This is a genomic window from Moorena sp. SIO4A5 (genome assembly GCF_010672005.1).
Taxonomy (GTDB): domain Bacteria; phylum Cyanobacteriota; class Cyanobacteriia; order Cyanobacteriales; family Coleofasciculaceae; genus Moorena.
Window position 1 is genome coordinate 1 of the sequence record NZ_JAAHHZ010000097.1, and the last position, 23,872, is coordinate 23,872.

At 43.4% G+C, this 23,872-nt stretch carries 20 protein-coding genes; 7 read left to right on the forward strand and 13 right to left on the reverse strand.

What is annotated here, in order from left to right:
* Window positions 1-339 precede the first annotated feature (339 nt).
* Window positions 340-1,032, reverse strand: coding sequence for a tachylectin-related carbohydrate-binding protein (locus F6K57_RS24430; RefSeq protein WP_293071248.1), 693 nt, complete (start codon window positions 1,030-1,032; stop codon window positions 340-342).
* Window positions 1,033-1,577: 545 nt separating this feature from the next.
* Here F6K57_RS24430 and mutS point away from each other — a divergent pair.
* From mutS to F6K57_RS24450, 4 genes are all read left to right on the forward strand, one after another.
* Window positions 1,578-4,739, forward strand: coding sequence for a DNA mismatch repair protein MutS (gene mutS, locus F6K57_RS24435; protein WP_293071250.1), 3,162 nt, complete (start codon window positions 1,578-1,580; stop codon window positions 4,737-4,739).
* Window positions 4,740-5,087: 348 nt separating this feature from the next.
* Window positions 5,088-5,357, forward strand: a complete 270-nt coding sequence (locus F6K57_RS24440) for a hypothetical protein (protein ID WP_293071252.1) — start codon at window positions 5,088-5,090, stop codon at window positions 5,355-5,357.
* 130 nt (window positions 5,358-5,487) lie between these two features.
* Window positions 5,488-5,727 carry a hypothetical protein gene (locus F6K57_RS24445; protein WP_293071254.1) on the forward strand — a complete coding sequence of 80 codons (240 nt, stop codon included), beginning with the start codon at window positions 5,488-5,490 and terminating at the stop codon, window positions 5,725-5,727.
* Between the two features lie 332 nt (window positions 5,728-6,059).
* Complete coding sequence (locus tag F6K57_RS24450) at window positions 6,060-7,217, forward strand: hypothetical protein (protein ID WP_293071256.1); 1,158 nt, start codon at window positions 6,060-6,062, stop codon at window positions 7,215-7,217.
* A 7-nt stretch (window positions 7,218-7,224) separates the two neighbouring features.
* Here the strand turns inward: F6K57_RS24450 and F6K57_RS24455 are convergent, their stop codons facing one another.
* Both F6K57_RS24455 and F6K57_RS24460 read right to left on the reverse strand, forming a co-directional pair.
* Window positions 7,225-7,404: a hypothetical protein gene (locus F6K57_RS24455; RefSeq protein WP_293071258.1), complete on the reverse strand. Its 180-nt coding sequence runs from the start codon at window positions 7,402-7,404 to the stop codon at window positions 7,225-7,227.
* Between the two features lie 210 nt (window positions 7,405-7,614).
* Window positions 7,615-7,932: a DUF4359 domain-containing protein gene (locus tag F6K57_RS24460; RefSeq protein WP_070395137.1), complete on the reverse strand. Its 318-nt coding sequence runs from the start codon at window positions 7,930-7,932 to the stop codon at window positions 7,615-7,617.
* Between the two features lie 515 nt (window positions 7,933-8,447).
* Between F6K57_RS24460 and F6K57_RS24465 the strand changes: the two genes are divergently transcribed.
* Both F6K57_RS24465 and F6K57_RS24470 read left to right on the forward strand, forming a co-directional pair.
* Window positions 8,448-9,614, forward strand: a complete 1,167-nt coding sequence (locus tag F6K57_RS24465) for an AAA-like domain-containing protein (protein ID WP_293071260.1) — start codon at window positions 8,448-8,450, stop codon at window positions 9,612-9,614.
* A 225-nt stretch (window positions 9,615-9,839) separates the two neighbouring features.
* A complete protein-coding gene (locus tag F6K57_RS24470; RefSeq protein WP_364304001.1) occupies window positions 9,840-11,078 on the forward strand; it encodes a family 10 glycosylhydrolase in 1,239 nt (412 codons plus the stop codon).
* A 582-nt stretch (window positions 11,079-11,660) separates the two neighbouring features.
* On the opposite strand, the gene cobN is transcribed toward F6K57_RS24470, so the two are convergent.
* The 10 genes from cobN to F6K57_RS24520 all read right to left on the reverse strand — a co-directional run bounded on the left by cobN (window position 11,661) and on the right by F6K57_RS24520 (window position 20,627).
* A complete protein-coding gene (cobN, locus tag F6K57_RS24475) occupies window positions 11,661-15,701 on the reverse strand; it encodes a cobaltochelatase subunit CobN (protein WP_293071262.1) in 4,041 nt (1,346 codons plus the stop codon).
* A 208-nt stretch (window positions 15,702-15,909) separates the two neighbouring features.
* Window positions 15,910-17,034: a DNA (cytosine-5-)-methyltransferase gene (dcm, locus tag F6K57_RS24480; RefSeq protein ID WP_293071264.1), complete on the reverse strand. Its 1,125-nt coding sequence runs from the start codon at window positions 17,032-17,034 to the stop codon at window positions 15,910-15,912.
* A gap of 1 nt (window position 17,035) precedes the next feature.
* The gene (locus F6K57_RS24485; protein WP_075903306.1) at window positions 17,036-17,779 is read right to left on the reverse strand and encodes a hypothetical protein; all 744 of its coding nucleotides are present in this window, start codon (window positions 17,777-17,779) and stop codon (window positions 17,036-17,038) included.
* Window positions 17,780-17,981: 202 nt separating this feature from the next.
* Window positions 17,982-18,185, reverse strand: a complete 204-nt coding sequence (locus F6K57_RS24490) for an SDR family NAD(P)-dependent oxidoreductase (protein WP_293021812.1) — start codon at window positions 18,183-18,185, stop codon at window positions 17,982-17,984.
* Window positions 18,186-18,229: 44 nt separating this feature from the next.
* Window positions 18,230-18,478: a type II toxin-antitoxin system MqsA family antitoxin gene (locus F6K57_RS24495; protein ID WP_293021814.1), complete on the reverse strand. Its 249-nt coding sequence runs from the start codon at window positions 18,476-18,478 to the stop codon at window positions 18,230-18,232.
* The gene (locus F6K57_RS24500) at window positions 18,468-18,749 is read right to left on the reverse strand and encodes a DUF4258 domain-containing protein (protein ID WP_293021816.1); all 282 of its coding nucleotides are present in this window, start codon (window positions 18,747-18,749) and stop codon (window positions 18,468-18,470) included. Before F6K57_RS24500 ends, F6K57_RS24495 begins: the two co-directional genes overlap by 11 nt.
* A gap of 98 nt (window positions 18,750-18,847) precedes the next feature.
* Window positions 18,848-19,123, reverse strand: coding sequence for a hypothetical protein (locus F6K57_RS24505; RefSeq protein WP_293071267.1), 276 nt, complete (start codon window positions 19,121-19,123; stop codon window positions 18,848-18,850).
* Window positions 19,124-19,203: 80 nt separating this feature from the next.
* Window positions 19,204-19,416, reverse strand: coding sequence for a type II toxin-antitoxin system HicA family toxin (locus F6K57_RS24510; protein ID WP_293021820.1), 213 nt, complete (start codon window positions 19,414-19,416; stop codon window positions 19,204-19,206).
* The gene (locus tag F6K57_RS24515; protein ID WP_293021822.1) at window positions 19,413-19,613 is read right to left on the reverse strand and encodes a type II toxin-antitoxin system HicB family antitoxin; all 201 of its coding nucleotides are present in this window, start codon (window positions 19,611-19,613) and stop codon (window positions 19,413-19,415) included. Before F6K57_RS24515 ends, F6K57_RS24510 begins: the two co-directional genes overlap by 4 nt.
* A 504-nt stretch (window positions 19,614-20,117) precedes the next feature.
* The gene (locus F6K57_RS24520; protein ID WP_293071269.1) at window positions 20,118-20,627 is read right to left on the reverse strand and encodes a hypothetical protein; all 510 of its coding nucleotides are present in this window, start codon (window positions 20,625-20,627) and stop codon (window positions 20,118-20,120) included.
* A 210-nt stretch (window positions 20,628-20,837) separates the two neighbouring features.
* Between F6K57_RS24520 and F6K57_RS24525 the strand changes: the two genes are divergently transcribed.
* Complete coding sequence (locus F6K57_RS24525; RefSeq protein WP_293071271.1) at window positions 20,838-23,537, forward strand: ATP-dependent helicase; 2,700 nt, start codon at window positions 20,838-20,840, stop codon at window positions 23,535-23,537.
* Window positions 23,538-23,872: the final 335 nt, after the last annotated feature.

Below are 23,872 nucleotides of genomic sequence, written 5' to 3' on the forward strand. Positions count from 1 at the left end.
AAATTAGGCTCGATACTTGGTTATGCATGAACGGGTATTTGGCTTAAATATTGCCTTTCAGGATAGCTAATTTTAAGGCGTGTCGTAGAACTAAGAATCCCCGTCCTTCAAGGGCGGGGAGTGTCAATAGAGTAGAATTTATTAGTCCAGCGGCATTCGCATCTTATTTTTGTACATGCTGGCGGGGTGAGGATTTCAGCGATCGAGTCCTACCCATGAATCAATTGATGAAATCCTTACTGGATCAGGGTTTTGCAATTTAGATGCGAATGCCGCTGGTTCCTTTTGTCAAGCGTGTGATTGAGATGCTCTTACCCTGAGCTATAAACCTGGCTGACCCTAGAAGATATTCTGGTATTGGTTCCAACCGTCTGAAATAACCGTCTCCGCACCCCGATTCTGAAAGTTATTAGGATCCGGTAGACCACTATAGCTATAGTAGGACAGTTGACCATTGGGTTTTAGAGCAAACAGAACTCCAGAACCTCCAGAAAAAACTTTACTATATTCGTTCCAACCGTCTGAAATAACCTTCTCTGCACCCCGATTACGAAAGTTGTTAGGATCCGGTAGACCACTATAGCTATAGTAGGACAGTTGACCATTGGGTTTTAGAGCAAACAGAACTCCAGAACCTCCAGAAAAAACTTTACTATATTCGTTCCAACCGTCTGAAATAACCTTCTCTGCACCCCGATTACGAAAGTTGTTAGGATCCGGTAGACCACTATAGCTATAGTAGGACAGTTGACCGTTGGGCTTTAGAGCAAACAGAACTCCAGAACCTCCAGAAAAAACTTTACTATATTCGTTCCAACCGTTTGAAATAACCTTCTCCGCACCCCGATTACGAAAGTTGTTAGGATCCGGTAGACCACTATAGCTATAGTAGGACAGTTGACCATTGGGCTTCAAGGCATAAAGAATCTGAACACCAGACTGACCTTGAGTCAAAACAGGGGTCAAGGTTGTTAGCCCGGTCATGGTAGCGAGTACAACCAAAAACCTTCGACGTCTGATGACACTTTTCATTTGTATAACACCTTTTAATTTGTATAAGTGTGATTCGATTCCCTCCCAACCTCTTAATAAACAGAGAAGATTTTAAATAAACACAATACTGTCATCAACAGCTCTTTAATTTCTTCCAACTTATAGGGGCATCAGCAAGGGAATTGCTTAGTATTAAACATACACATAATTAATTTAGAATAATTTAGTTCTAATAATTTAGAATAATTTAGAATAATTTAGAATAATTTAGAATAATTTAGACATTCTGGCTAGGCTATACAATGCCAGGGTAAGCGCATCTTGTCAACAAACTGGGGGTAGTTCTCAATAAACCCGGTATTATTGTGCTTATTGACAAGATATTTTCTACATATAGTGTTCAGGGAAATAAATAAACACTATATGTATGAATCAATCCATTAGATGTGTTTACTCTACTCCCTAGTATTTAAAAAAAACTATTGCGATAGAGTAATGTAAGCCCAGTGGAAATGAATCTAACAAACCGAGGGTGACTTGGATTAACCTCTTACTATAGAGTATTGGTATTTCTAGCTTAGTAAATGAGCAGATCCCCTCAAGCATCTACTCCCGAATCCAACGATAACCTTCCGAAAAGGGCAACTGAAGCAGCAAGGAAAGTTGCGCCTGAGAATACTGACCATCGGACAGTGGACCGCAGTAAGCTGACACCGATGATGCAGCATTTTGCTGAAGTAAAAGACCAGTATTCCCATGCTGTGCTGCTCTACCGAGTTGGGGACTTCTATGAAACCTTCTTTCAGGATGCCAGGATAATTGCTGAAGCCCTGGAACTGGTCTTAACCAGCAAAGAAGCAGGTAAGGGAGTGGGACGGGTGCCAATGACGGGGGTTCCTCACCATGCTTTGGACCGCTACAGCACCATGCTAGTGGAAAAAGGCTATGCGATCGCAATATGTGACCAAGTGGAAGATGCCTCAGTGGCAGCCAAAGAAGGACGTCAGGTGCGCCGGGAAGTCACCCGTGTCCTTACCCCCGGTACCTTGATGGAAGAGGAGATGCTCCATGCTCGTCGTAACAATTTCCTGGCAGCAGTAGTGATTGCTAAGAATCATTGGGGTTTAGCCTATGCAGATATTTCCACTGGGGAATTTCTGACTACTCAAGACCGAGAGTTAGACCTGCTGGTTCAGGAATTGATGCGCTTGCAGCCCTCTGAGGTATTAATTCCCACCAATGCTCCCGATTTGGGGAGTATGCTACGACCTGGTCAGACTTCTGAGAGTTTACCGGATTGTTTACCAAATTCATTTTGTTATGCACTCCGTCCCCAACGACACTTTACCTTGGCCGAAGCCCGACAGCGACTGTTGGAACAGTTCAGAGTGCGATCGCTTGAAGGGTTAGGGTGTGAACATCTGCCCCTTGGTGTCCGTGCTGCTGGTGGGTTGTTGGAATATCTCAAAGATACCCAAAAAGAAAATTATGTAGCGTTACAGATATTACGTACCTATACCATTGCTGATTATTTAATTCTCGACCACCAGACTCGTCGCAATCTGGAAATTACTGCTACTGTCCGAGATAACACCTTTAATGGTTCCCTGCTTTGGGCTCTAGATCGAACCAGTACAGCCATGGGAGGTAGAGCATTGCGGCGCTGGCTACTGCAACCATTACTAGAGATTAAGGGAATCCGGGCACGACATGATACGATCGCGGAATTGGTGGAAAATACTGGACTGCGCCAGGACTTACAGCAGCTGCTTCGGAAAATTTATGACTTGGAGCGGTTGACAGGTAAAGCAAGTTCTGGTAGAGCTAATGCCAGAAATTTAGTCGCCTTAGGGGATTCTCTGTTGAGGTTACCGGAATTAGCTGACCTAGCGGCTTATGGCTCTTCTCCCTATCTGAAAGTGATGCAGAATGTACCGCCACAATTGGAAGAGTTAGGGCACACAATCCAGGAGCATCTGGTAGAGTCACCACCGTTGCATCTGACTGAGGGGAAATTAATTCGGCCTCAGGTCAACCAGCAGTTGGATGAAATGCGTGCTCAAGCCGAGGAGGATCAACAGTGGATTGCCAATTTGGAAGTGACGGAGCGGGAAAAGACAGATATTCCCAAGCTGAAGGTAGGGTTTAATAAGACTTTTGGATATTACATTAGTGTCCCTCGTGCTAAAACAGCTCAGGTACCAGATAACTATATTCGGAAGCAGACCTTGGTTAATGAAGAGCGCTACATAACCCCAGAGCTGAAGGAAAGGGAAGCACGGATTCTGACGGCCCGGGAGGATTTGAATCGTTTAGAGTATGAAATTTTTGTAGGTTTGCGCCATGAGGTAGCGCTGGAAGCTGACAGGATTCGGGGTGTGTCTCGGGCAGTAGCAGCATTGGATGTGTTGTGTGGATTAGCAGAGGTCGCTGTTTATCAGGGATATTGTCGTCCCGATATGGATCAAAGCCGGGAAATTCGGATTATAGATGGACGGCATCCAGTGGTAGAGCAGTCCTTGCCCAGTGGTTTGTTTGTCCCGAATTCCGCGTCTTTAGGTCAAAACAAGTTGAAGGTTGACGGGGAGTTGAAGGTTGACGGGAAGTTGAATGTTGGAAGGTTGAAGGTTGATGGGGAGTTGAAGGTTGACGGGGAGTTGAAGGTTGAAGGTTATTCTGAGTTGAACGTTGAAGAGGAGTTGAAGGTTGAAGAGGAGTTGAAGGTTGGAAGGTTGAAGGTTGAAGGTTCTTCCGAGTTGAACGTTGAAAATTATAACCAGCAACCTTCTAACGAGCAACCCGATAACGAACAACCTTCTAACCTTGGCCAAAAGGCCACGCTACGCGAACAACCTTCTAACCAACAACCTGCAACCGACACTAACCTTGGCCAAAAGGCCACGCTACGCGAACAACCTTCTAACCTTGGCCAAAAGGCCACGCTACGCGAACAACCTTCAACCAACACTAACCTTCAACCTGCTAACCTTCAACCTGCTAACCTTCAACCTTCTAACCTTAAACCTGCCACCGAAACGGATAATCCTGATTTGATTATTTTGACCGGACCTAACGCCAGTGGGAAGAGTTGTTATTTGCGTCAGATAGGATTGATTCAGTTGATGGCACAGGTGGGAAGTTTTGTGCCAGCATCGGAAGCAAGTTTGGGGATATGCGATCGCATTTTTACCAGAGTTGGTGCGGTGGATGATTTAGCAACAGGCCAGTCTACGTTTATGGTGGAAATGAACGAGACAGCGAATATTCTCAATCATGCTACGGATAAGTCTTTAGTGTTGTTGGATGAGATTGGTCGAGGGACAGCAACCTTTGATGGTCTTTCCATCGCTTGGGCGGTGGGGGAGTATCTGGCCATGGAAATTAAGGCACGGACGATTTTTGCCACCCATTATCATGAGTTGAATGAGTTAGCCTCGATTTTGCCCAATGTCGCTAATTATCAAGTGACGGTAAAAGAGTTAGCGAATGAAATAATCTTTTTGCATCAGGTACAGCCAGGAGGAGCTAACCGTTCTTATGGCATTGAGGCAGGACGTTTAGCGGGTTTACCAACCTCAGTGATTAAGCGGGCGAAGCAGGTGATGAAGCAAATTGAGAAGCACAGCAAAATTGCCCTGGGGTTGCGCAAGGGGATTGGCAAACAATTGTTAGCTAGGAAGACAACTGGCCAAAAGGTGAGCGACCAAGAGATGACCATTGAACAGTTGGATATTTTTGATGATTAAGCCACCATGGTTGTGAGCTGATCAACAACTACACAGTTAACACAGCTACACAGTTAACGCGGATGGGATGAGACCTAGAAGCCGCTAAGGGAAGGCATTTCCGCCCACTGCCCTTACGGAAAAAAGATCCGATTGCATAAATTTTTAAGCTAGCCCTGATTAGTATATAGACCTTAACTAATCAATTTGGGGAGCAGCTCCGTGACTAGATACTAGGCCACCTGTAACTTTTGATAGCGATAAACCTTTAGTTTCTAAAGGGTAGCATCGTCGATTATAGCGCCATGTGAGCTATAAGTTTTGTGGATTTGTATTTTTTTTTAAGTTGTTGGATGAGCGAGGCTAATCATGAAAGTTAAAGACGTCTATCAGGATGAACAAGGAAATTCGCCTATCGACTATGGAGTTGATAATCTGATGGGGCTAGCCATTAGGAATTATTTAGGACAGACACTGATCGGATTTATTATTTCGATTCCCATGAGTTTCTTGTTTTTTATGTTTTTACTTTCCGTTTTCGATGCCTTAATTGAATCAATACCGCAGGTAGATACCAGTATTCAACAGATAGTTCCTCAAGAAAATGGCTCTCCTAAAATGATTATAGTAAATGAGTAGTTTAAAGGAGCGATTACCCCTTAAATAGCCAGGGATTCAATCAAATAAAAATAAATTGTTTTAAATTGCGGAATTTTATCTATAAGCTTTGTCTTTATTTTTAGTATTTATTGGATGAGTAAGGAAACTTATGAAAGTTAAAGACGTCTATCAAGATGAACAAGGAAATTGGCATATCGACTATGGAGTTGAGCATCTGATGGGGCTAGCCTTTAGGGTTTATTTAGGACATATAATTATCGTATGTATTATTTCGATCCCCATGATTTGTTTGGGCTTAATTGGAGGGACAATAAGTGAATTAATAGAGAAAGAAGATAGCAGCACTCAACAGATAGCTCCTCAAGCAAATTACCATCTTATTCGCTAATTATTAGATAGGTCAGCAAGATGGTAAACCAATTTACTGAGTGGTGTTGATAATGCAGGGCTATTTCATTTTGATTGCGCCCGTGATCTGCCCTGCTAGTCTTGCACTGCTAAAGATTTGAGCAATTGTCGGAAACTTTGCCCTCAACTTGTATCATAAGCATGGCTTTTATGATATGGGTGAGGCTCAGCGTCTTGCTGGTTTTAGTCTTAACACACTCAAGCAAATGATCGAAATTGAAATTCAGATCTAATTGATACGATGAATTTAATTGCAAACTATAACAAGTGTTTTTTGACCTTTAAATCCCTTAACTAAATTAAGGTTGTCTTATGCTTAACTTAAATCGATTATGGAACAAAATGGTTCCTAAAATAACATCAACTAGCAAATTTTTGTTGCTCATGGCTTTGAGCAGCAGTCTAGTTTTAACGTTTTTTATAGCACCATCAATAGCACAGTTTACACCACTAACACAATTGCCCGTTGAAGAGGGTTCGGAAACACAACCTGCACCGGAAATAGAAATTGAAGAGGATTCGGAAACAAAATCTGCACCGGAAATAGAAATTGAAGAGGATTCGGAAACAAAATCTGCACCGGAAATAGGAATTGAAGAGGGTTCGGAAACAGAACCTGCACCTGAAATAGAAATTGAAGAGGATTTGGAAACAGAACCTGGACCTGAAATAGGATGGGAGTTCTTAGGTAGCCGAGAACTCAATCAAGTAGAAATTCACGAAACTAAGTATAAAGGTGAGTGCCCAGGTTACAGCTGGTCCTCTCGGGAGGCTCGGTTTACTTCCAGTACTACTCCCCCAGCTCGTAAAAGACGTGTAATTGTTAGAAATATTACCAGAGGAGTAGCTAGTGACCCATATCCTTACACCGACAGAGAGTACTATGAGGGTAGATCTTCAGAAGGGACAGAGATGAGTTTTGGAAAAAGACATCATAGTAAATATTTTCATGTTTTAGACGGAGAGAATAAATTTGAGTACGAGATTAAAGAACGCGATCGTGTACTTGAGTCGGGAGTTTTCACTGCTGTAATTAAAAGAAATATTGATGTCAGACAAAGAGATTCGTCTCCTATTACGAAATCAGTTTGTATGAACTCAGAAGTTCCTATGTCTTTGTGTGCTGATATCAGGACTCTTACTGAGTACAAATGTGGGAGCGGCGTTATCCGAAGCTTTCTCAAGCCAAATACCCCTGAAGTTGGTACACTTATATCCAATCAGACTCCCTACTCGGTAAAGTATTGGATCAATGATAGGATACAAAAATTGTCATCAGGTAGCGATAGAATCTATACCAATAACTTTTTAAACATAAAGTTTCAATCTTGCTCTGTAGGAAAAGAGGATGGAAGCAATGCTAAAGAATGTACTAACCAAACCAGGAGTTTGGAACGTGGTAAAAGATATCGGTTTACAGCCTCTGAATTAGACTATGAATCCCTTGATATAGAAGGTTTTCCACGATAATAGTTTATTATAGGGCTGCAATTCTGATAGAATTAAGTACAGCGGTTTGCAATTTTTGAGGTACAAAGTTTTGGGTTTGTAGGGAGCAGGGAGCAGGGAGTAGGGAGCAGCGGATATGGGAACAGCGGATCTGGAAACAGGGAAAAAATGCTGTGTACCTTATAGTTATGAAAAACGCTGTAAGCATATGCTGATAACTGTTCGCGTAGCGTGCGCGTAGCGCATTAGCTGATATACCAATCCGTGTAGGAATTGTGATAATTTTTGTTCCCTTTTACCTACTCCCTACTCCCTACTCCCTACTCCCTGTTCCCTGTTCCCAGATCCGCTGTTCCCTTTGCTATAACTGAGAGCTGAGAGCTGAGAGCTGAGAGCTGAGAGCTGAATGCTTACATAATTAAAACACCAAAAATTTGCCCCCTAGCCCAACAGTGTGAAATTTTTTACCCCAGAAGTTGGTGGTATAGATACTGAAAAGAAAATAGTTTTGGTGACGAGTGTAGCTTTCGATTACTGGCTTAACTGCATCAGGTGGTAAAGGTTTACCGACAAAACAAGCTGCTTTTACCCCAAGAGGAAGGGATTTCTGCTGGCAGTAAGTATCATGTAAGTGCCATGCCGCATGATCAAGATAAGCGTCTTTAGTGGGATTGGTGAGTGCCATAATGCTGGACACTAAAGCTAAGAAAACTGTGCTATTGATGCGCTGATACATAATTTTATCTTAAACAATCGATTATTAGTAATCAGTAATTAGGACTTGGTAATTAGTAGTTGACCATTACCCATCACCCATTACCCGCTCAGCCATAGGATGATTAGTCAACCAGATTTGGCTTGGCTGGCTATCCTCGACTGATGGGAAGCCCAGTTAAATTCCTTGGTTAAATATTTTTTTCGTTATGTTGTGGGTCTATTCCGGAAAATTTAACCTATTGATTGCTATTGCTGCTAAATCTGCTATTTTACAAATGATTAACGGGACTTGATCTAATTCTCTTTTCCGAGAGCCGAAGTTATCCTTTCCCTAGCTGAAATCTGAACGCGCACGCGTGCGCGTAGCGCATAAGCTGACAATTCCACTACCTATGATATTTTCACACTTTATTCACAAGCTATGATTATATTTTTTATCTAGTAGCGTTATAGTAATTCGGTTATTTTTGTTTAAAACAAACTTAAATTATTTGCTGAATGTCTGTAACCTAAACCATAATTACTAACAATTTTATGATTGACAATTACCTTCTATACCAAGTCGGTGGTAGTCTAGCCAGTGATGCGCCTAGCTATGTAGAAAGACAAGGCGATGTCCAACTCTATAACGCCTTAAAAAGGGGTGATTTTTGTTATGTTATGGCTCCCCGACAAATGGGTAAGTCTTCTCTATCGGTGCGAATCAGACATCAACTACAACAAGAAGGTATAAGATGCAGCACTATTGATATGACGCGCATCGGTAGCGAAATAATTACCCCAAATCAGTGGTACAAAGCAGTGGTGGCTGAGTTAGTACGAGGTTTCAAGTTATTCGGTGACTTTAATTTCCAATCCTGGTGGCACCAGGAAGAGTATCTCTCACTGCTTCAGCAATTGAGTTATTTCCTGGAAGATATCCTGCTGGTCAAATTTCCTACTGAGCGAATTGTTATCTTCATTGATGAAATTGATACTATTATCAACTTACCTTTTCCCGTTGATGATTTTTTTGCCCTAATCCGATTCTGCTATAACCAAAGAGTAATTAATCCCAACTATAATCGCCTTGTCTTTGCTTTATTCGGGGTAGCTAAGCCAAGGGATTTGATGACTGGCAAAAAGCCGACACCGTTTAATATCGGGAAAGCCATAGAACTAAATGGCTTTGAATTCGATGAAGCATATCCCCTTGCCAAGGGATTAGAGGAAACAGGGGGTAATGCTAAAAGGATTCTCAAGGAGATACTGGCTTGGACAGGAGGACAACCTTTTCTAACCCAAAAACTATGTCAGTTGGTGGTAGACTCAGTAAGGGTCGGGTTGACTATTGCTCCTGGTAATGAGGAATCTTGGGTTAGCAAAATCGTACATAATCAAATTATTGATAATTGGGAATCCCAGGATCAACCCGAACATTTGCGGAGCATCTCGGCTCGCCTTTTGAGTAATAATTTGACTAATAAATATTATGCTGACAAATTGCTGGGACTTTATCAGCAGATTTTAGCTGGAGATGATGTACCGATGGATAACAGCCAAGAGTGCAAGGAATTGCTGCTATCGGGTTTGGTGGTTAATCAACAAGGATGGCTGAGGGTGAACAACCCTATATATAAAGCAATTTTTAATGCTGAATGGGTTAGCAAACAACTAGGGAATCTGCGTCCCTATGCTCAAAAGCTTGCCTCTTCCGGATAAAGTATGCTACACTACTAGTTTAAGCTGCTAAAACGCTAGCTATATCGTTTATCGCAGTTATGAGGTACGCTTCTCAACCTCAAAGTCCCCCTTATTAAGGGGGATTTAGGGTGATAATAGGTACCTTATGGGATATAGAATTGCTATATATCTCGATTTTCGGCTTCAGCCGCTTAAAATAACTTAAAATAATGTCCCAAACTCTTGCTAGGCAAGAATTTGACGATGTCGAATAAAAATAATGAAAACAGTGGATGTGGATGCGCAAATATTCCTATTTCTCTAATCTTACTGGTTTTAGGCGGTGGTTATTGGTGGTTGAACCATCAAGGAGGTTTCGCCATGATTAGCAAATTACCTCAAAACCTACCAATAGCTATTCCTAAAAATCTACCAATAACTATTCCTGGATTAAATTCGACACCAGCCGAACCACAACCTTCGGCTCCTACTCAGCCTTCTGTAACCACTGCACCTTCCTTACCAAATTCGCCAATTGTTAAACCTAATCATCAGCCAGCTTCATCAACACCTCAAACAGCTCAAAAACATCAAAAACCTCAAACAGCTCAAAAACTTCAAAAACCTCAAACACCAATTGTTAAACCTAATCATCAGCCAGCATCACCAACAACTCAAACTCCTTTGGATAAAAAAGCAATCAGAGGAATTTATATAAGTCGTTATAAGGTAACTAATAATGCTAGTGAAGAGAAGATTAGAAAACAAGTTCGTCATTATCATTCTCAAGGAATTAATACGATTATTCATGGTGTATGGGGTAATATTTGTCCTATGTACACTAGTGAAGTGATGCAAAAAACTTTCGGTTATAAAAGTTGTCCTAATCAGTTTCGCGACCGCTGGTTAACTTGGCTAATTGATGAAGCACACAAACACGGCATGGAAGTTCATGCTTATTTTGAAAAAGGTATCAAAATAGATAAAAATAGCCCGATTTTTGATTTAGCTATTGAACGAAAATGGGTTGTACCGGGCGTTGATCGCACCTATCCAGGAATCGAGCATTATATTCTTGATGTGGAAATTCCTGAAGTTGCTAATTTTTTTAGAGATATTTTAGTAGAATTTGTCCAAAAATATCCTAAAATTGATGCAGTCCAATGGGACGATTATCTGGGTTACCATGCCGAGTTGCCAGGTAAAGTAAATCGCACTAATAAGCTAACCGCTTTTTCACAAGAAATGATCGGTGCTATGAAACAAGCTAACCCAAAGGTTAGTTTTGATCTTTGTCATCATAATCCTTATTGGGCTAAAAAATATTTTGCTGCTGACTGGCCAAAATGGAATGTAGATCGAGTTTTTATTCAAGCTTATAATGATAAAAATTTTACCAAAGAAGTAGATTATGCCGAAACCTATGATGGAATTGCTATTACTGATAAACAATTCCATCGCTTGCCAGAAATAGTTGCTAACAACAAAATTAAGGCGATTTGAGTGTTTCCTGATCGGACAAATCCAGAAGAAGTAGCTTCTAAGTTAAAACAATTTTCTATTAAATAGACGTAAGCTCATATAGCGTTTATCATAGGTATGATGTACAGAATTTCGGGATTTTAGGGAACAGGGAACAGGGAACAGGGAACAGGCAAGAGAGAAGAAAGAAGAGGGAAGAGGGAATAGGGAATAGGGAATAGGGAATAGGGAATAGCGATGGGCTGCATCAAGAGGTGCGACCCGTGGCGAATTTAATTCTTAATAGGTCAAGCGCACCTAACAGGGAATCAACGTCAAAGAAGACTATACCTCATAACTGGCATAAACGCTATATAGCGATTTTTAATTAGGTGAGGTACAAATTTTTTTGTATTTTAGGGAGCAGGGAGCAGGGACTGAGGCCGTAGGCCAGGCTACGCGAAAGGAGCAATCAATTCATAAGAGGGAAGTCGGAAGTTGAAAGTCGGAAGTGGTAAAAAAATTTATGTACCTCATTAGAATAGAAATGCTATAGCAGTCGAAGTAAAGGTTAAAACATATTTCTGTTCCCTATTCCCAGATCCGCTGTTCCCTGTTCCCTAGCTATACAATGCCAAAATTTTCTCCTTCAATCACTGCTTCTGCTTGTAATGCGATCGCTCTCAATTTCTCTAAGGTCTCTGGTGCAACTGACTGCCACAATCCCCGCTGATTAGCTTCCAGTAACCGTTCTGCCATATCTCGCAATGCCCATGGATTCTTTTGTTGGACAAACTCTTGGACGTCTGGGTCAAATAAATACCCCTGAGCTACTCCTTGATACATATGGTCTGCGACACAATTAGCGGTAGCATCATAGGCAAACAAATAATCTACCGTTGCTGCCATTTCAAATGCTCCCTTGTAACCATGGCGCATCACTCCCTCAATCCACTTAGGATTCACCACACGAGAACGGTACACTCGGGCAATCTCTTCCTTTAGCTGTCGAACTTTGGGCTTTTCAGGGATAGAATTATCACCAAAGTAGGTTTGAGGATTTTTGCCAGTTAACCCCCGCACCGCTACGGTTAACCCCCCCTGAAACTGGTAATAATCATCTGAATCGAGTAAATCATGTTCCCGATTATCCTGATTGTGTAATACAACTTGCATTTGTTTGAGGCGCTGCTCAAAGGCTTCTGGGGCTCCCTTGGGGGAAGATGAGCTGTAGGCGTAACTACTCCAGTTAATGTAAGCGCGAGCTAAATCCTGCTCATCTTGCCAGTTTTGAGATTCAATCAAACCCTGTAACCCGGCACCATAGGCTCCTGGTTTTGAGCCAAAGATGCGGTAGTGCGATCGCATTTGGGCTTGGGACTGACTCAACCCTACCTGTAACCAATAGTCTGTTTCCTGTTTCACCTGGGCTGCGAGAGGATTGTCTGATGGTGATTCATCCAGGCTTGCCACAGCAACTACTGCATTGTGAAATAGGTCGATTAAATTGGGGAAACTATCTCTAAAGAAGCCAGAGATGCGCAGGGTCACATCCACTCGGGGACGTTGTAACACAGACACTGGCAATATTTCAAAGTCTACCACCCGCCGTGAGGACCCATCCCAAATCGGTCGCACTCCCAACAACGCTAGAGCTTCGGAAATATCATCTCCCCCAGTACGCATGGTAGATGTGCCCCATACGGAAATCCCTAGGGTTTTGGGATACTCACCATTTTCCTGGGTATAGCGCTCCACTAGCACCTCAGCTGCCTTTCTCCCCACATCCCACGCTGTTTCTGTAGGAATGGCACGGATATCAACAGAGTAAAAATTGCGACCTGTGGGCAGAACATCCGGTCGTCCTCTAGTCGGCGCACCAGATGGCCCACTCGGTACATATCTCCCCTCTAATCCCCGTAACAATTGGGTAAGTTCTTGATTAGTTTGTTGTAGTGCTGGTAAAAGGCGATCGCGTATCCAATCTAATTCTTGTTTTGTTGTTTTAGTAATCGGTAATCGATCATCAGTAATCGCTAATGGATAATTAGTGATGATTTGTTCTACTAATTTAGACGCTTCTTCTTCTAATACTTCAACCAAATCACCAACAGTATATTTACCACTATAGCATTCCTCTGTTCCCTGTTCCTTATTCTCTGTTCCCTGTTCCCTTTCTATACTGCTTTTTGCTATCTCCTTAACCACTGAAAACTCTTCCGTTAGGGGGTCAAAACCCCAACCTAAATCCTGAGCTAAAGCACGAGTTAAGCCGATGCGATTCTTTCCTGGATGACGAGCAATTGCTACTATTAAATCCTGCAATTGACGTCCTTGGGGACATTGACTAAAGACATGTAATCCATCTCGAATTTGAGCTTCTTTCAATTCACAAAGATAAGCATCAATTTGATTAGTAATTTCCGATTCTCCAGCTTCGATGTCGTCTACTTCAATCCCCAAATCTTCGTGCAAGTGCTCATCAAGGATAAGTCTAACAATGCGATCGCGAATAATTGGCAAGCGAGACAAATCCAAACTCTGCGCTTCATAATACTCATCAACCAATCCCTCCAACTGTTGCAGAGGACCATAAAGTTCAGCACGAGTCATGGGAGGGGTTAAATGATCAATAATCACCCCTTGAGCGCGACGCTTTGCTTGAGCACCCTCCCCCGGATCATTGACAATAAATGGATACAAATGAGGCATGGCTGCTAAGGCTACTTCTGGATAACAGCACTCTGACAAGGCCAAACTCTTACCCGGTAACCACTCCAAATTCCCATGCTTGCCCACATGAACAATTGCTTGGGCACCAAAACACTTCCGCAACCAATAATAAAATGCCAAATACCCATCAGTGGGTTCCAAATCGGGAGCATGATAATTCAAAGCTGGGTCAAGATCATAACCCCGAGACGGTTGAATCCCTACAAACACATTTCCCAACTGAATCCCTGAAATGGGAAATCCTGAAATCTCGGTTATCTCTCCCTTGCCATCGTTGCTGTCTTTACCGTTACAGCCGTTTTCAGATGGATTGACCTCACTACCTTTAGCTGCAAGCCCCCTAAATCCCCCAATTCTGGGGGACTTTAACTCAATTTCCCCCCAAAGTTGGGGGGCTAGGGGGGCGAAACTTGCTGTAACATCAAACTCTCCCCAACGCTCACGGATTCCCTTTTGAACCCCTATCGGTAACCCTTGAAAATAGTCCCAATACTCCTGCCAACTCAACTGTTGTCGTACCAAACGTAACTGCCATCCTTCCGGATCATTGGTAACCCCAGCGGTCAACCACTCAATCAACTCATCCCCAGTTTCCGGAATCCTGTCAACCCAATACCCAGCATCCCGTAACCCTTTTAAAATCTCTACACAACTGGCCGGGGTATCTAATCCTACGCCATTGGCCAGCCTGCCATCTCGATTGGGATAATTAGCTAAAATCAGAGCAACCCTTCTCTGATGCGGTAGGGTTTGCCGTAACTGTAGCCAATTCATGGCTAAATCTGCTACGAACTGAATGCGATCGCATACTGGTTCATAAACCACCACATCCGTTTCCAGAGCAGGATTCCACCGTTGCGCCGACTTAAAGGAAATCGCACGACTAATAATTCGCCCATCCACCTCTGGCAACGCCACATTCATGGCAGTATCCCTGGGCATCAATCCCTGAAACCCAGACTCCCACTGTTCCACCGTGCCACTACTTAAAATAACCTGCAACACAGGCACATCCAGCCGTTCCCACAACTCCAACTGATGTACCTCAGCATCCAACTTAGCCACCGAGAAACTAGTGGTATTCAGCAAGAGTGCGATCGCGTAGCGTGAGCAAAGCTCAATCGCACTACTAGAGCTATCGGGAGTTTGGAAATAGCCTAACAATTCCCTTTGTACCTCTAGATCCCGTAAAGAAGACACAAACACTGGCACCGGTTCCAAGCCCCGTTCTACCAAAGCCTGACATAACCCATCAATCGGTGCTGTATTTCCCGCTAAGTAATGGGCACGGTAGAACAGGATACCTACCTTCAACCTGTTAACCTTCAACCTGCTAACCTTCAACCTATTAACCTTCAACCTGTTAACCTTTATCCCCGATTGCCATGGATAAACCCCAACCCGAGGCACAGGTTTGGGTGGTGGTGGATTATTGGTTTGCTCCAGGCATACATCTACGACAAATTTCAGAGCATTAGTGAAATTCTCAACACCGCCTTCTGTAAAGTAGCGCCATAATTGATTCACTATCGGAATAGTTTCTGTGGAGTGACTAGTTAACGTCGGATCTGGTCGGTCATCTCCTGGTAAAACCAATAACCTAGCGCCAGTTTGTTCTACTGTTTCTTTCACCACTTCTAAGCCATAAGACCAGTAGGAGCGTCCCCCCAATAATCTGATAATGATAATCCGTGCTTTGGCCAAGATATCCTCAGCATAGGTATCAATGGTTAGTTGTTGCTGCAACTGCAACAGATTAGCGACTCGGATAGCTGGAAAATCTGGCGGAAGTTGGGATACCGATGCGGCTAGGGTTTGGATATCCGTGTCAGCAGCAGTCAGGAAAATAATCGGTGCTGGGGTTTGTTCGATGAAGATAACCCCTTCAGCTTCAGGGTTCCATCCTCCCGGAGTTGCGGCGATGCGATGCATAGTTTAGGGTGCGATTCGTTGATTCTAAATGAGTCTATTGGACTCAGGGAGAGATGGCAAGGCTCTAGGTGTTGTAACTCGTTAATAATCTCCAGGTTTTACCTGCCCATTGTCACCCTTTTAACATGGCTAGGGATGGTTGGGGTCTTGTTGGGTTTTGTCCTTCAAACCAACCTACGAATCGGCTTGAGCATACCAAATTATTGAGTTATAAATTCAATTCCAGTTGTAATACCGTATTATTAGTAAATAAATTCATTGGTTGGCCTAAACACTGTGCTTGGTAAACTGCTTGAAGAAAACAGGCAACTCGATAGGCAAATTGTACAGGAACAGCGTTGCCAATCTGCTGGTGGACATGACGTTTATTTCCTCCATGAAATACCCATGAGTCTGGGAAAGTTTGAAGTCGGGCATATTCACGATTAGTAAAGCTTCGCAGACGGCTTGCACTGATACGCCATAGCTTTAAGTTAATATTTTGATTCCTTACAAATTGCCCATTGACGCGATCTTTTTCCTTTCTTTCTGCCACCACATTTCCCTGAGCCCACCCCCAAATAGTTCCAGTATCAATAGCAGGAAATGGGGCATCCAAAGATCTTATTGGATGTCCGTCAGAACCAGTTCGAGAGAATCTACATGGTACAGGGGTCTCAGTAGGATCAAATGCCTTTCCAGTCTCCTCATGAACACGGCTTTTGAAGCCCCATTCAGGACAATGATTAGGAAGGGAAATGAATGGATTGGCAGCCAGATCAGCTAAATAGGCTGATGCTGGTGTATCTGGCTCTGGCGTGGGCCAGTGAAAAGCTGAGGGAAATCGGTCGAAGCTGGCAATAAAAATAAATCTTCTTCTCGTTTGAGGCACTCCAAAACCAGATACTCTGAATACATTATATTTTATGTAGTATCCAAGACTCTTGAAATGCTCTGAAATTACGTCAACAAAAGGCTTTCCACTTTTGGGTTCTTTCATTGTCCTGAGATTTAGAACATTCTCAATTACGATAAAGCGAGGCTTCTTGATCTTTGCCATTCGGACAACTTCTTGAAACAGAAAATTCCTCTCGTCATTTTCCTTTCGATTCCCTCCCAGTGAAAAGCCCTGACATGGAACGCCTGCTAAAATTACATCACTATCAGGTAAATCTCTTTCTGATAGTTCTCGAATATCAGCTTCTTCAACATCCCACTCAGGTCGATTATTACGGAGTGTTTTAACGCTCCATGTATCAATATCTGTGGAGTATAGATGTTTAAAACCAGCCATTTCAAAGCCGAGATCTAAGCCACCTGCACCAGAAAAAAGACTTGTGAATGAAAGTTCCATATCAACGAAGAGTGACTGTTGGTCCTAAAGATTTTGCTGCACGAAAAACTTCAAATGTGTGTTTCTTTCCTGCGTTTGGATTATCTATATAGGAAGGTGTAAGCGTATGTTCAATCATATCAAAGTAATAACCCCTGATCAGCCTTGGAGTCTCTATACGTGTGATAGTACCCGAGTGTTTTAAATCTATACCAAATTTAAAGCCAGTTGGAGCAATCAGAGTAACTTGGCGTTCTGTGCCATCCGTAAGGGCAAATGGTGTAGGTGCAACATACATTTTTCGGTCACGAATCATAATGTCTCCATAGCTACCGAAACCTTTAAGATTCTTATTTTTATGGATATAAGAATGGTCTGCATTTAAGAAATTGCCATGACACATGACAAGATCATAGACTGGATAGTTCTTTTCCTTGGTTTTTGCTGGGTATCGTCCAAACACATAGTAAATTGTCCTCCCATTATGCAGACCTGAAGGCACTTGACTATTGCAGTCATAGTTTGCTTCCCTGCCTGGAAATCCTAATCCTTTTATCTCGAAGCCAAGGGGGAAATCAACAAGCCTGAAGTCTGGATAAGCATTTCTTGAAGGTTCATCGAAGTTCAAGGAAAGCCTTTCAAGACGAACAGCAAACCAATTTTGAAAGCTAAACTCTTTGTCCGTGGAAGAAACGCGACTTATCAACTCGCTGGCATCGATTGCGCGAACGCATTCTAAGAAAACCTTTGCTATGATTTGATCCATAATGATTTGTCTAGCCCAATGTTGCGATCGCTCTCACCTTTAGGTAAACGCAACTGTAGTGCATTTGGTGCTTGACAATGGAAGCACATCCAAAAGACAAAGTCAATGTTAACAGTTCTGAAGACCATCTACTGATACTCAGCAAAGTCTAACGGTTAAGGTCAGCGGGGCGAGACCTTGCCATAAGTGTCTAGAATTTCATTCACCGCAGCCTGGATACTGGCCTCATCGGTGATGTCCAACGGAGTGGGTGAGCACCCAACTCTCTAAGGTCAGCCATTTTCTCAACACTACGTGCCGCCACTACTACGGTCAGACCATCCTTCAGCAGAGATTTGGCCATTTCTTTGCCCATACCCGATGATGCGCCGGTAATCAGTGCGACTTTGGATTTACCATCTGCCATGATATTGAAGTTCCCTGTGTTTAGTGGACTCGTTAATATTAAACTTAGAAACTAGCAACCTTCACAGATTTTGTTACTGCTACTGTCTTGCGATCGCGCTTAATACGGTCAATCTCTTTAAGAGTCAATGATGTTAAGTAACTCGTACCGCAACTAGGGCAGCTAACCATAGGTACATTTTCAATCACCAGTAGATCTTTTCCTTTCCCATAGGCTCGAGATCCATAGCGAGTTCTGGCTTCAGCAAAACCACAAACATCGCAAACAGTAAATTCTTCAATTTCAGAGTGCATAGACTGTGATGATTATAACCTTGCCAGATGAGCCTAGCTTAACAATTACTTCCACAGGATCGCCATCAGTTGAATATCCTTGAATCCGGTATTTGTACTCTGCGGTAGCTCTATCCTTCTGACGCTCGATAATTTCACCAGTGAGAATGGCCTGCTCAACATCCGCCAGCATCAGATTGTCGTCATCCATTTCTTCATCAGCATGGATCGTCATCACATACTGTTGTCGAAGAATTTTGTCCTGGATTTTTTCTAGGATAGCTGCAAACACTCTTACGGTTCTCAGAGTTACCCCTTAAAGGGTACATTTTAGGTTGAACTGATAATAGCAATAAACCGCTTCACAATTTTGGTTAACAAAGCCTTGCATCATACCAATTTCTTCAAGCTCCGAGAACCAAAACGATAAACTGCACGATGTCCGATCCGAATTACCCAAGGTTGGGCATCAGGGTATCGCTCATAGAGTTGATCAGTGGCCGCGATCGGAGTATCGGCAAGTTCAAAAGCTCCCGTTTCAATGTCGATCGCTACGATTTTTCCATAATTGCCTTCTTCAAGCAAAGGACGTACTTGAATCTCATAAATATAATTGCCTCGTTGGGCGAATTCTTCTTTGCTATAGCGGGGCTGCCGTTCCACCATTCCTTTGACCTCTTTTCAAGAAGATCAGCGTCTATGGTGATTATAGATCGGAACCTGCTAGACCAATAGTAAACACAACTTTACTTACCCAAGTCTTCTTCCCTGAGATTAGCATCCCTCATGAGCTTACTTAAAATTCCAGTCGGTAAATCTCGGTTGCCATGAACAGGGATAGAGAGAATAGCTTGAACACCCTTCTTGCTATAAATGTGATGACTACTATTGATTCGTTTGAGAACCCATCCTCGCTTCTCAACAATTTTGCAGAGAGCCTTGCCAGATATAGACTTCATAGGGATAGTTCAACTAACTGCTTATCAGGCTCAAACTCTTCCCTTTCGCTCGCCACCTCAATCCAACCCTGGACAGCTTCTTCAAGCATTTCTATAAGGTGTTCATAGCTTTCACCCCATGTATGACATCCAGGTAGTGCTGGAACTGAGCCACACCATACCCCATGCTCTTGCCAAATAACTACTTTAATCTTCATTGCTGATCCTGTGATCCACTAGAACTCTACACTTTGAGTATAGAGTCATCTTTCGGAATCTTGGGTTGGAGCGGTTAACGCCAGTGAACTATCCTAAGGCTTGTGACCAGTGAAAGTTGAAATAAGGCTGATACAGCTTAACGGCATCAGGCGTGGAACCGGCATCTTGACGGTTATCAATATTCCCAGGCAGGATGCCCACCCCACTCATATTCATTCCGCCCCTCAGCAATGCCAATATGATTGCCTCGTTGGGCGAATTCTTCTTTGCTATAGCGGGGCGGCCGTTCCACCATTCCTTTGACCTCTTTTCAAGATCAGCGTCTATAGTGATTATAGCTTGGAAGCTGGTAGACCTAATTTTGATAGTTATTCGCTGATCATCCCAAAGGATTTTTTCTAGTTTGCTTAGTCTTCAGGGAACTCCGAACCAAATACTTAAATCGCCTGTGCCCCATCCATGGGGCACAGGCGACAGGGGTCAGAAAAAACCCCTAAGAGCGATTACTCACCGATAGCGATCCAACCTATGGTTTCAGTTGTATGTGGACCATCTGAGAGGGCCTGCCTTGGACCACCCCGAACTAATTCGTTCATTCTGAACTTAAAGCTCTCCGTGGTTACATCTGCGATCCTGACACCAGGGGTATCTGCTCCATTAAAGGTTTGAACCATTGGAATCACGATCACATCTGAGCCTTCCGGAAATGGGGTTGGGAAGAACACTTCTGTGAATGTGCTTGTGTCACCATTTGTTGTTTCAGCTGGGCCTGAGGAATTCAGGTTAATCATCCCTGTTTGAATAGTCACTGCATAAGCTGGGGTAGCAATAAGTACCAGTGCAGCCATCAAGGACATGAAAAACATCGCAACTCGCTTCATAATCTCCTCCTTAAAATGAGAAAAGCGAAAGAAGTCTTTGAGAGTTTCCGTTCCTAAAATATCCTCAGCAGAACTAAAACTGCCAATGTAGTTTTGGCATGTTTTATGGATAAAAACGCATAATAAGCCCATTTTTGGCTCATTTTTGCGTAATTAGTGATCATTTTACGAATTTATGAAGAATGATTAAGCTACTCTAGGATCTGAGTTCCCTGTGAAAATCTGTCCCTACTCGCGAGGTCTAATGGTTGAATGACCAACCAGCTTAACCAAAAGCGATAGCGATTTGCAACCTGGGCTAATTACAATACCAAAAAATAGTCACTTGCAGCAAATCTCAACATGTCAGAGGATACAGATACCAAGTCAGGCTCACAGCAAACCCCCCTCGCCGCTTGGCGTGCCCAAGAACTACAACGACTCCGCAATAGTTTAAGACGGGGACAACAACCAATGGCCGACTGGCAAGGGGGAACCTTAGCAGTTTCTGCTGTCCCTGGTGCTGGGAAATCTACTGGCATGGCAAAAGCTGCAGCCATTGCGATCGCAAATTACCAACTCCATAGCAGATATCAATTGCTGGTAGTCACCTTCACTCGCTCTGCGGCTGCCAGTATTCGAGCTAAAATCCGCGATGACCTAAAAACCCTTAAGGTCCCACAAAATAGTTTTGTAGTCTATACCTTACATGGTTTAGCCCTCTACATTGCTAACCGTCATCCAGAATTATCGGGACTTAATCTAGACAGTAGTACTCTAGTAACTCCAAATCAAAGTCATCGCTTAATCCGTGCTTGTGTGGAACAGTGGATTGCTAATTATCCACGCCGGTATCTTACCTTGCTCGAAGGTCGAAGCTTTGATGGAGAAGAAACAGAACGGTTGCGCAGACAATCCGTATTGCGAACGGAAGTGTTACCTAACCTGGCCTACACTGTTATCCATGAAGCCAAAAGTTCTGGGTTATTACCAGCAGATTTGTGGCACCTCAGTGAACAGACAACCGATGAATATGGGATATTAGCGATCGCAGCAGGACTGTATCAACAGTATCAAACCATAGTGCGATCGCGTGAGTTTATCGACTACGATGACATGATTCTAGCCGCGCTGAGAGTCCTACAAAACGATGCCATCCGTCAGCTCTGGCAAAATCAATTTTTTGCCGTCTTTGAAGACGAAGCCCAAGATTCTACACCCTTACAATACCTACTCTTGCAAACCCTAGCCACATTCCCAGCTAGTTCCGAACCAAACCTTGAACCTTGGCCTATTGGCCACGCTACGCGAACAACCTCCCAACCTTCAACCTCCCAACCTTGGCCTATTGGCCACGCTACGCGAACAACCTCCCAACCTTCAACCTCCCAACCTTGGCCTATTGGCCACGCTACGCGAACAACCTCCCAACCTTCAACCTCCCAACCTTGGCCTATTGGCCACGCTACGCGAACAACCTCCCAACCTTGGCCTATTGGCCACGCTACGCGAACAACCTCCCAACCTTCAACCTCCCAACCAAACCAACCTTGGCCTATTGGCCACGCTACGCGAACAACCTCCCAACCTTTAACAAATCTGATCCGAGTTGGAGACCCCAATCAAGCCATTAACTCTACCTTTACCCCAGCTGACCCGATTTACTTCAATTGGTTTTGCCAAAAATGTCAGGGAATAGGACGTTTAGCCACAATGGATCAAGCGGGTCGCAGTAGCCAGGTTATCATCGATGCTGCTAACTTTATCGTAAATTGGGTCAATAGCACCTATGGCAGCAAAAACTCTACCGAAACAGTACCACAGCCAGACTCTATCCCCCAAACCGAACCAGCGACGGAGCTACCCTTTCGTCCTCAAACCATTCGTCGAGTCGATGCCAATGACCCTCAACCGGATGCCAACCCAAATCCAGAAGGGAGAGGTTTAGAACTCTACACTCCTAAGGACATCTACCACACAGTCGAGCTGATTGGAAAGCGAGTAGTGGAGCTATTTGCCAAAAACCAAAACCATAACGCTGCTGTGCTGGTGCGGGAGAATCGACAAGGGACTTTTGTGGTGGAACAACTGGAGTATCTCAAACGCCAGCATGAGATTGAGGTGTATGATGTCCAAAAACGCGATCGCGAATCCCACGTTCCCAGTCAAATCCTAACACTGCTGCAATTTCTCGACCGTCCCCATTCTCCGGATTACCTAAAAGCTGCCCTAGATGTCTTGGTAAAACGTCAGTTAATTCCCACCCAAGACCTCAATGCTTTATCGACCTATCCCGAACAATTCCTCTATCCTGGTCCATTGGACCCACCCCAGACAAAAGCAGTTATCAAAGCTCGCCGCTACTGCTGTGATTTACTACGTGCTCGTCTAGAACTGCCCAATTATCACCTAATTTCCTTCCTAGCTCAGACCTTAAACTATGACCAATCCGAGCTAGCCACAGCAGATAAATTAGCCGAACGGATAGCAAAACAGACCTTTGGCAACAGTTCTATCAGTGAAACTCTAACAGTACTTCAGGAAATCGTTAGCTCAGAACGTTTTGAACCTGTAGACCCAGACAATACAGAATCCCCTTATCTGCGTTCCCATCAACTGACTGTAATCACCATGCACAAAGCCAAAGGATTAGACTGGGACTATGTTTTCTTGCCCTTTCTCCATGAAGACACCCTTCCAGGTAATCCGTGGGTACCTACTGCTGCTCAGTTTTTGGGAGAATTTACCCTAGCAGAAGTAGCCAGAGCTCAAATTCGTGCCTACCTTCACGGTAAACCCTTACCCATGGCACCCGAGGCTTGGGAACAAGCCGCACAGCTTAAGACTGCTGAAGAATTCCGCTTACTCTATGTAGCCATGACCCGAGCTAAACGATTGCTGTGGATGGCCGCCGCCGATTTGGGACCATTTCGGTGGAATACCTTTAGTGGTAAAGGAGATAACTTGCAGCAGAAGAAACCCTGTCCAGTATTGCCAGCATTGAAAGCTCAGTTTCCAAATTCTTTAATGGTTAATGATTACAGCGGTTGGCAATTCAATTAGGTACAAATTTATGGGTTTTTAGGGAGCAGGGAGCAGGGAGCAGGGAGTAGGAAAACAATCCTGTTTACCTGATAGTTATGCAAATATAATGGTTAATGGTTAATTGAAGAACAATGACAATTTTTAAATTAACCATTAACCCATTAATAAAACTAGATTTTATAAGCTTTTAATTCTATGATTTAGATAATTAATCTACAAGATATAGCAGAAGTCAGAAGTCAGAAGTCAGAAGTCAGAAGTCAGAAGTCAGAAGTCAGAAGTCAGAAGTCAGAAGTCAGAAGTCAGAAGTCAGAAGTCAGAAGTCAGAAGTCAGAAGTCAGAAGTCAGAAGTC

Excerpts from the sequence above, each read along its gene's own strand:
- F6K57_RS24470 (WP_364304001.1), top strand. The coding sequence starts at position 9,840 with ATGTCGAATAAAAATAATGAAAACAGTGGATGTGGATGCGCAAATATT.
- F6K57_RS24430 (WP_293071248.1), bottom strand. The coding sequence starts at position 1,032 with ATGAAAAGTGTCATCAGACGTCGAAGGTTTTTGGTTGTACTCGCTACC.
- F6K57_RS24505 (WP_293071267.1), bottom strand. The coding sequence starts at position 19,123 with ATGGTGGAACGGCAGCCCCGCTATAGCAAAGAAGAATTCGCCCAACGA.
- F6K57_RS24450 (WP_293071256.1), top strand. The coding sequence starts at position 6,060 with ATGCTTAACTTAAATCGATTATGGAACAAAATGGTTCCTAAAATAACA.
- F6K57_RS24460 (WP_070395137.1), bottom strand. The coding sequence starts at position 7,932 with ATGTATCAGCGCATCAATAGCACAGTTTTCTTAGCTTTAGTGTCCAGC.
- F6K57_RS24440 (WP_293071252.1), top strand. The coding sequence starts at position 5,088 with ATGAAAGTTAAAGACGTCTATCAGGATGAACAAGGAAATTCGCCTATC.
- F6K57_RS24455 (WP_293071258.1), bottom strand. The coding sequence starts at position 7,404 with ATGCTTACAGCGTTTTTCATAACTATAAGGTACACAGCATTTTTTCCC.
- cobN (WP_293071262.1), bottom strand. The coding sequence starts at position 15,701 with ATGCATCGCATCGCCGCAACTCCGGGAGGATGGAACCCTGAAGCTGAA.
- F6K57_RS24495 (WP_293021814.1), bottom strand. The coding sequence starts at position 18,478 with ATGCACTCTGAAATTGAAGAATTTACTGTTTGCGATGTTTGTGGTTTT.
- F6K57_RS24520 (WP_293071269.1), bottom strand. The coding sequence starts at position 20,627 with ATGGGCTTATTATGCGTTTTTATCCATAAAACATGCCAAAACTACATT.
- F6K57_RS24510 (WP_293021820.1), bottom strand. The coding sequence starts at position 19,416 with ATGAAGTCTATATCTGGCAAGGCTCTCTGCAAAATTGTTGAGAAGCGA.
- F6K57_RS24515 (WP_293021822.1), bottom strand. The coding sequence starts at position 19,613 with ATGAAGATTAAAGTAGTTATTTGGCAAGAGCATGGGGTATGGTGTGGC.
- F6K57_RS24525 (WP_293071271.1), top strand. The coding sequence starts at position 20,838 with ATGTCAGAGGATACAGATACCAAGTCAGGCTCACAGCAAACCCCCCTC.
- F6K57_RS24445 (WP_293071254.1), top strand. The coding sequence starts at position 5,488 with ATGAAAGTTAAAGACGTCTATCAAGATGAACAAGGAAATTGGCATATC.
- mutS (WP_293071250.1), top strand. The coding sequence starts at position 1,578 with ATGAGCAGATCCCCTCAAGCATCTACTCCCGAATCCAACGATAACCTT.
- F6K57_RS24490 (WP_293021812.1), bottom strand. The coding sequence starts at position 18,185 with ATGGCAGATGGTAAATCCAAAGTCGCACTGATTACCGGCGCATCATCG.
- F6K57_RS24485 (WP_075903306.1), bottom strand. The coding sequence starts at position 17,779 with ATGGATCAAATCATAGCAAAGGTTTTCTTAGAATGCGTTCGCGCAATC.
- dcm (WP_293071264.1), bottom strand. The coding sequence starts at position 17,034 with ATGGAACTTTCATTCACAAGTCTTTTTTCTGGTGCAGGTGGCTTAGAT.
- F6K57_RS24465 (WP_293071260.1), top strand. The coding sequence starts at position 8,448 with ATGATTGACAATTACCTTCTATACCAAGTCGGTGGTAGTCTAGCCAGT.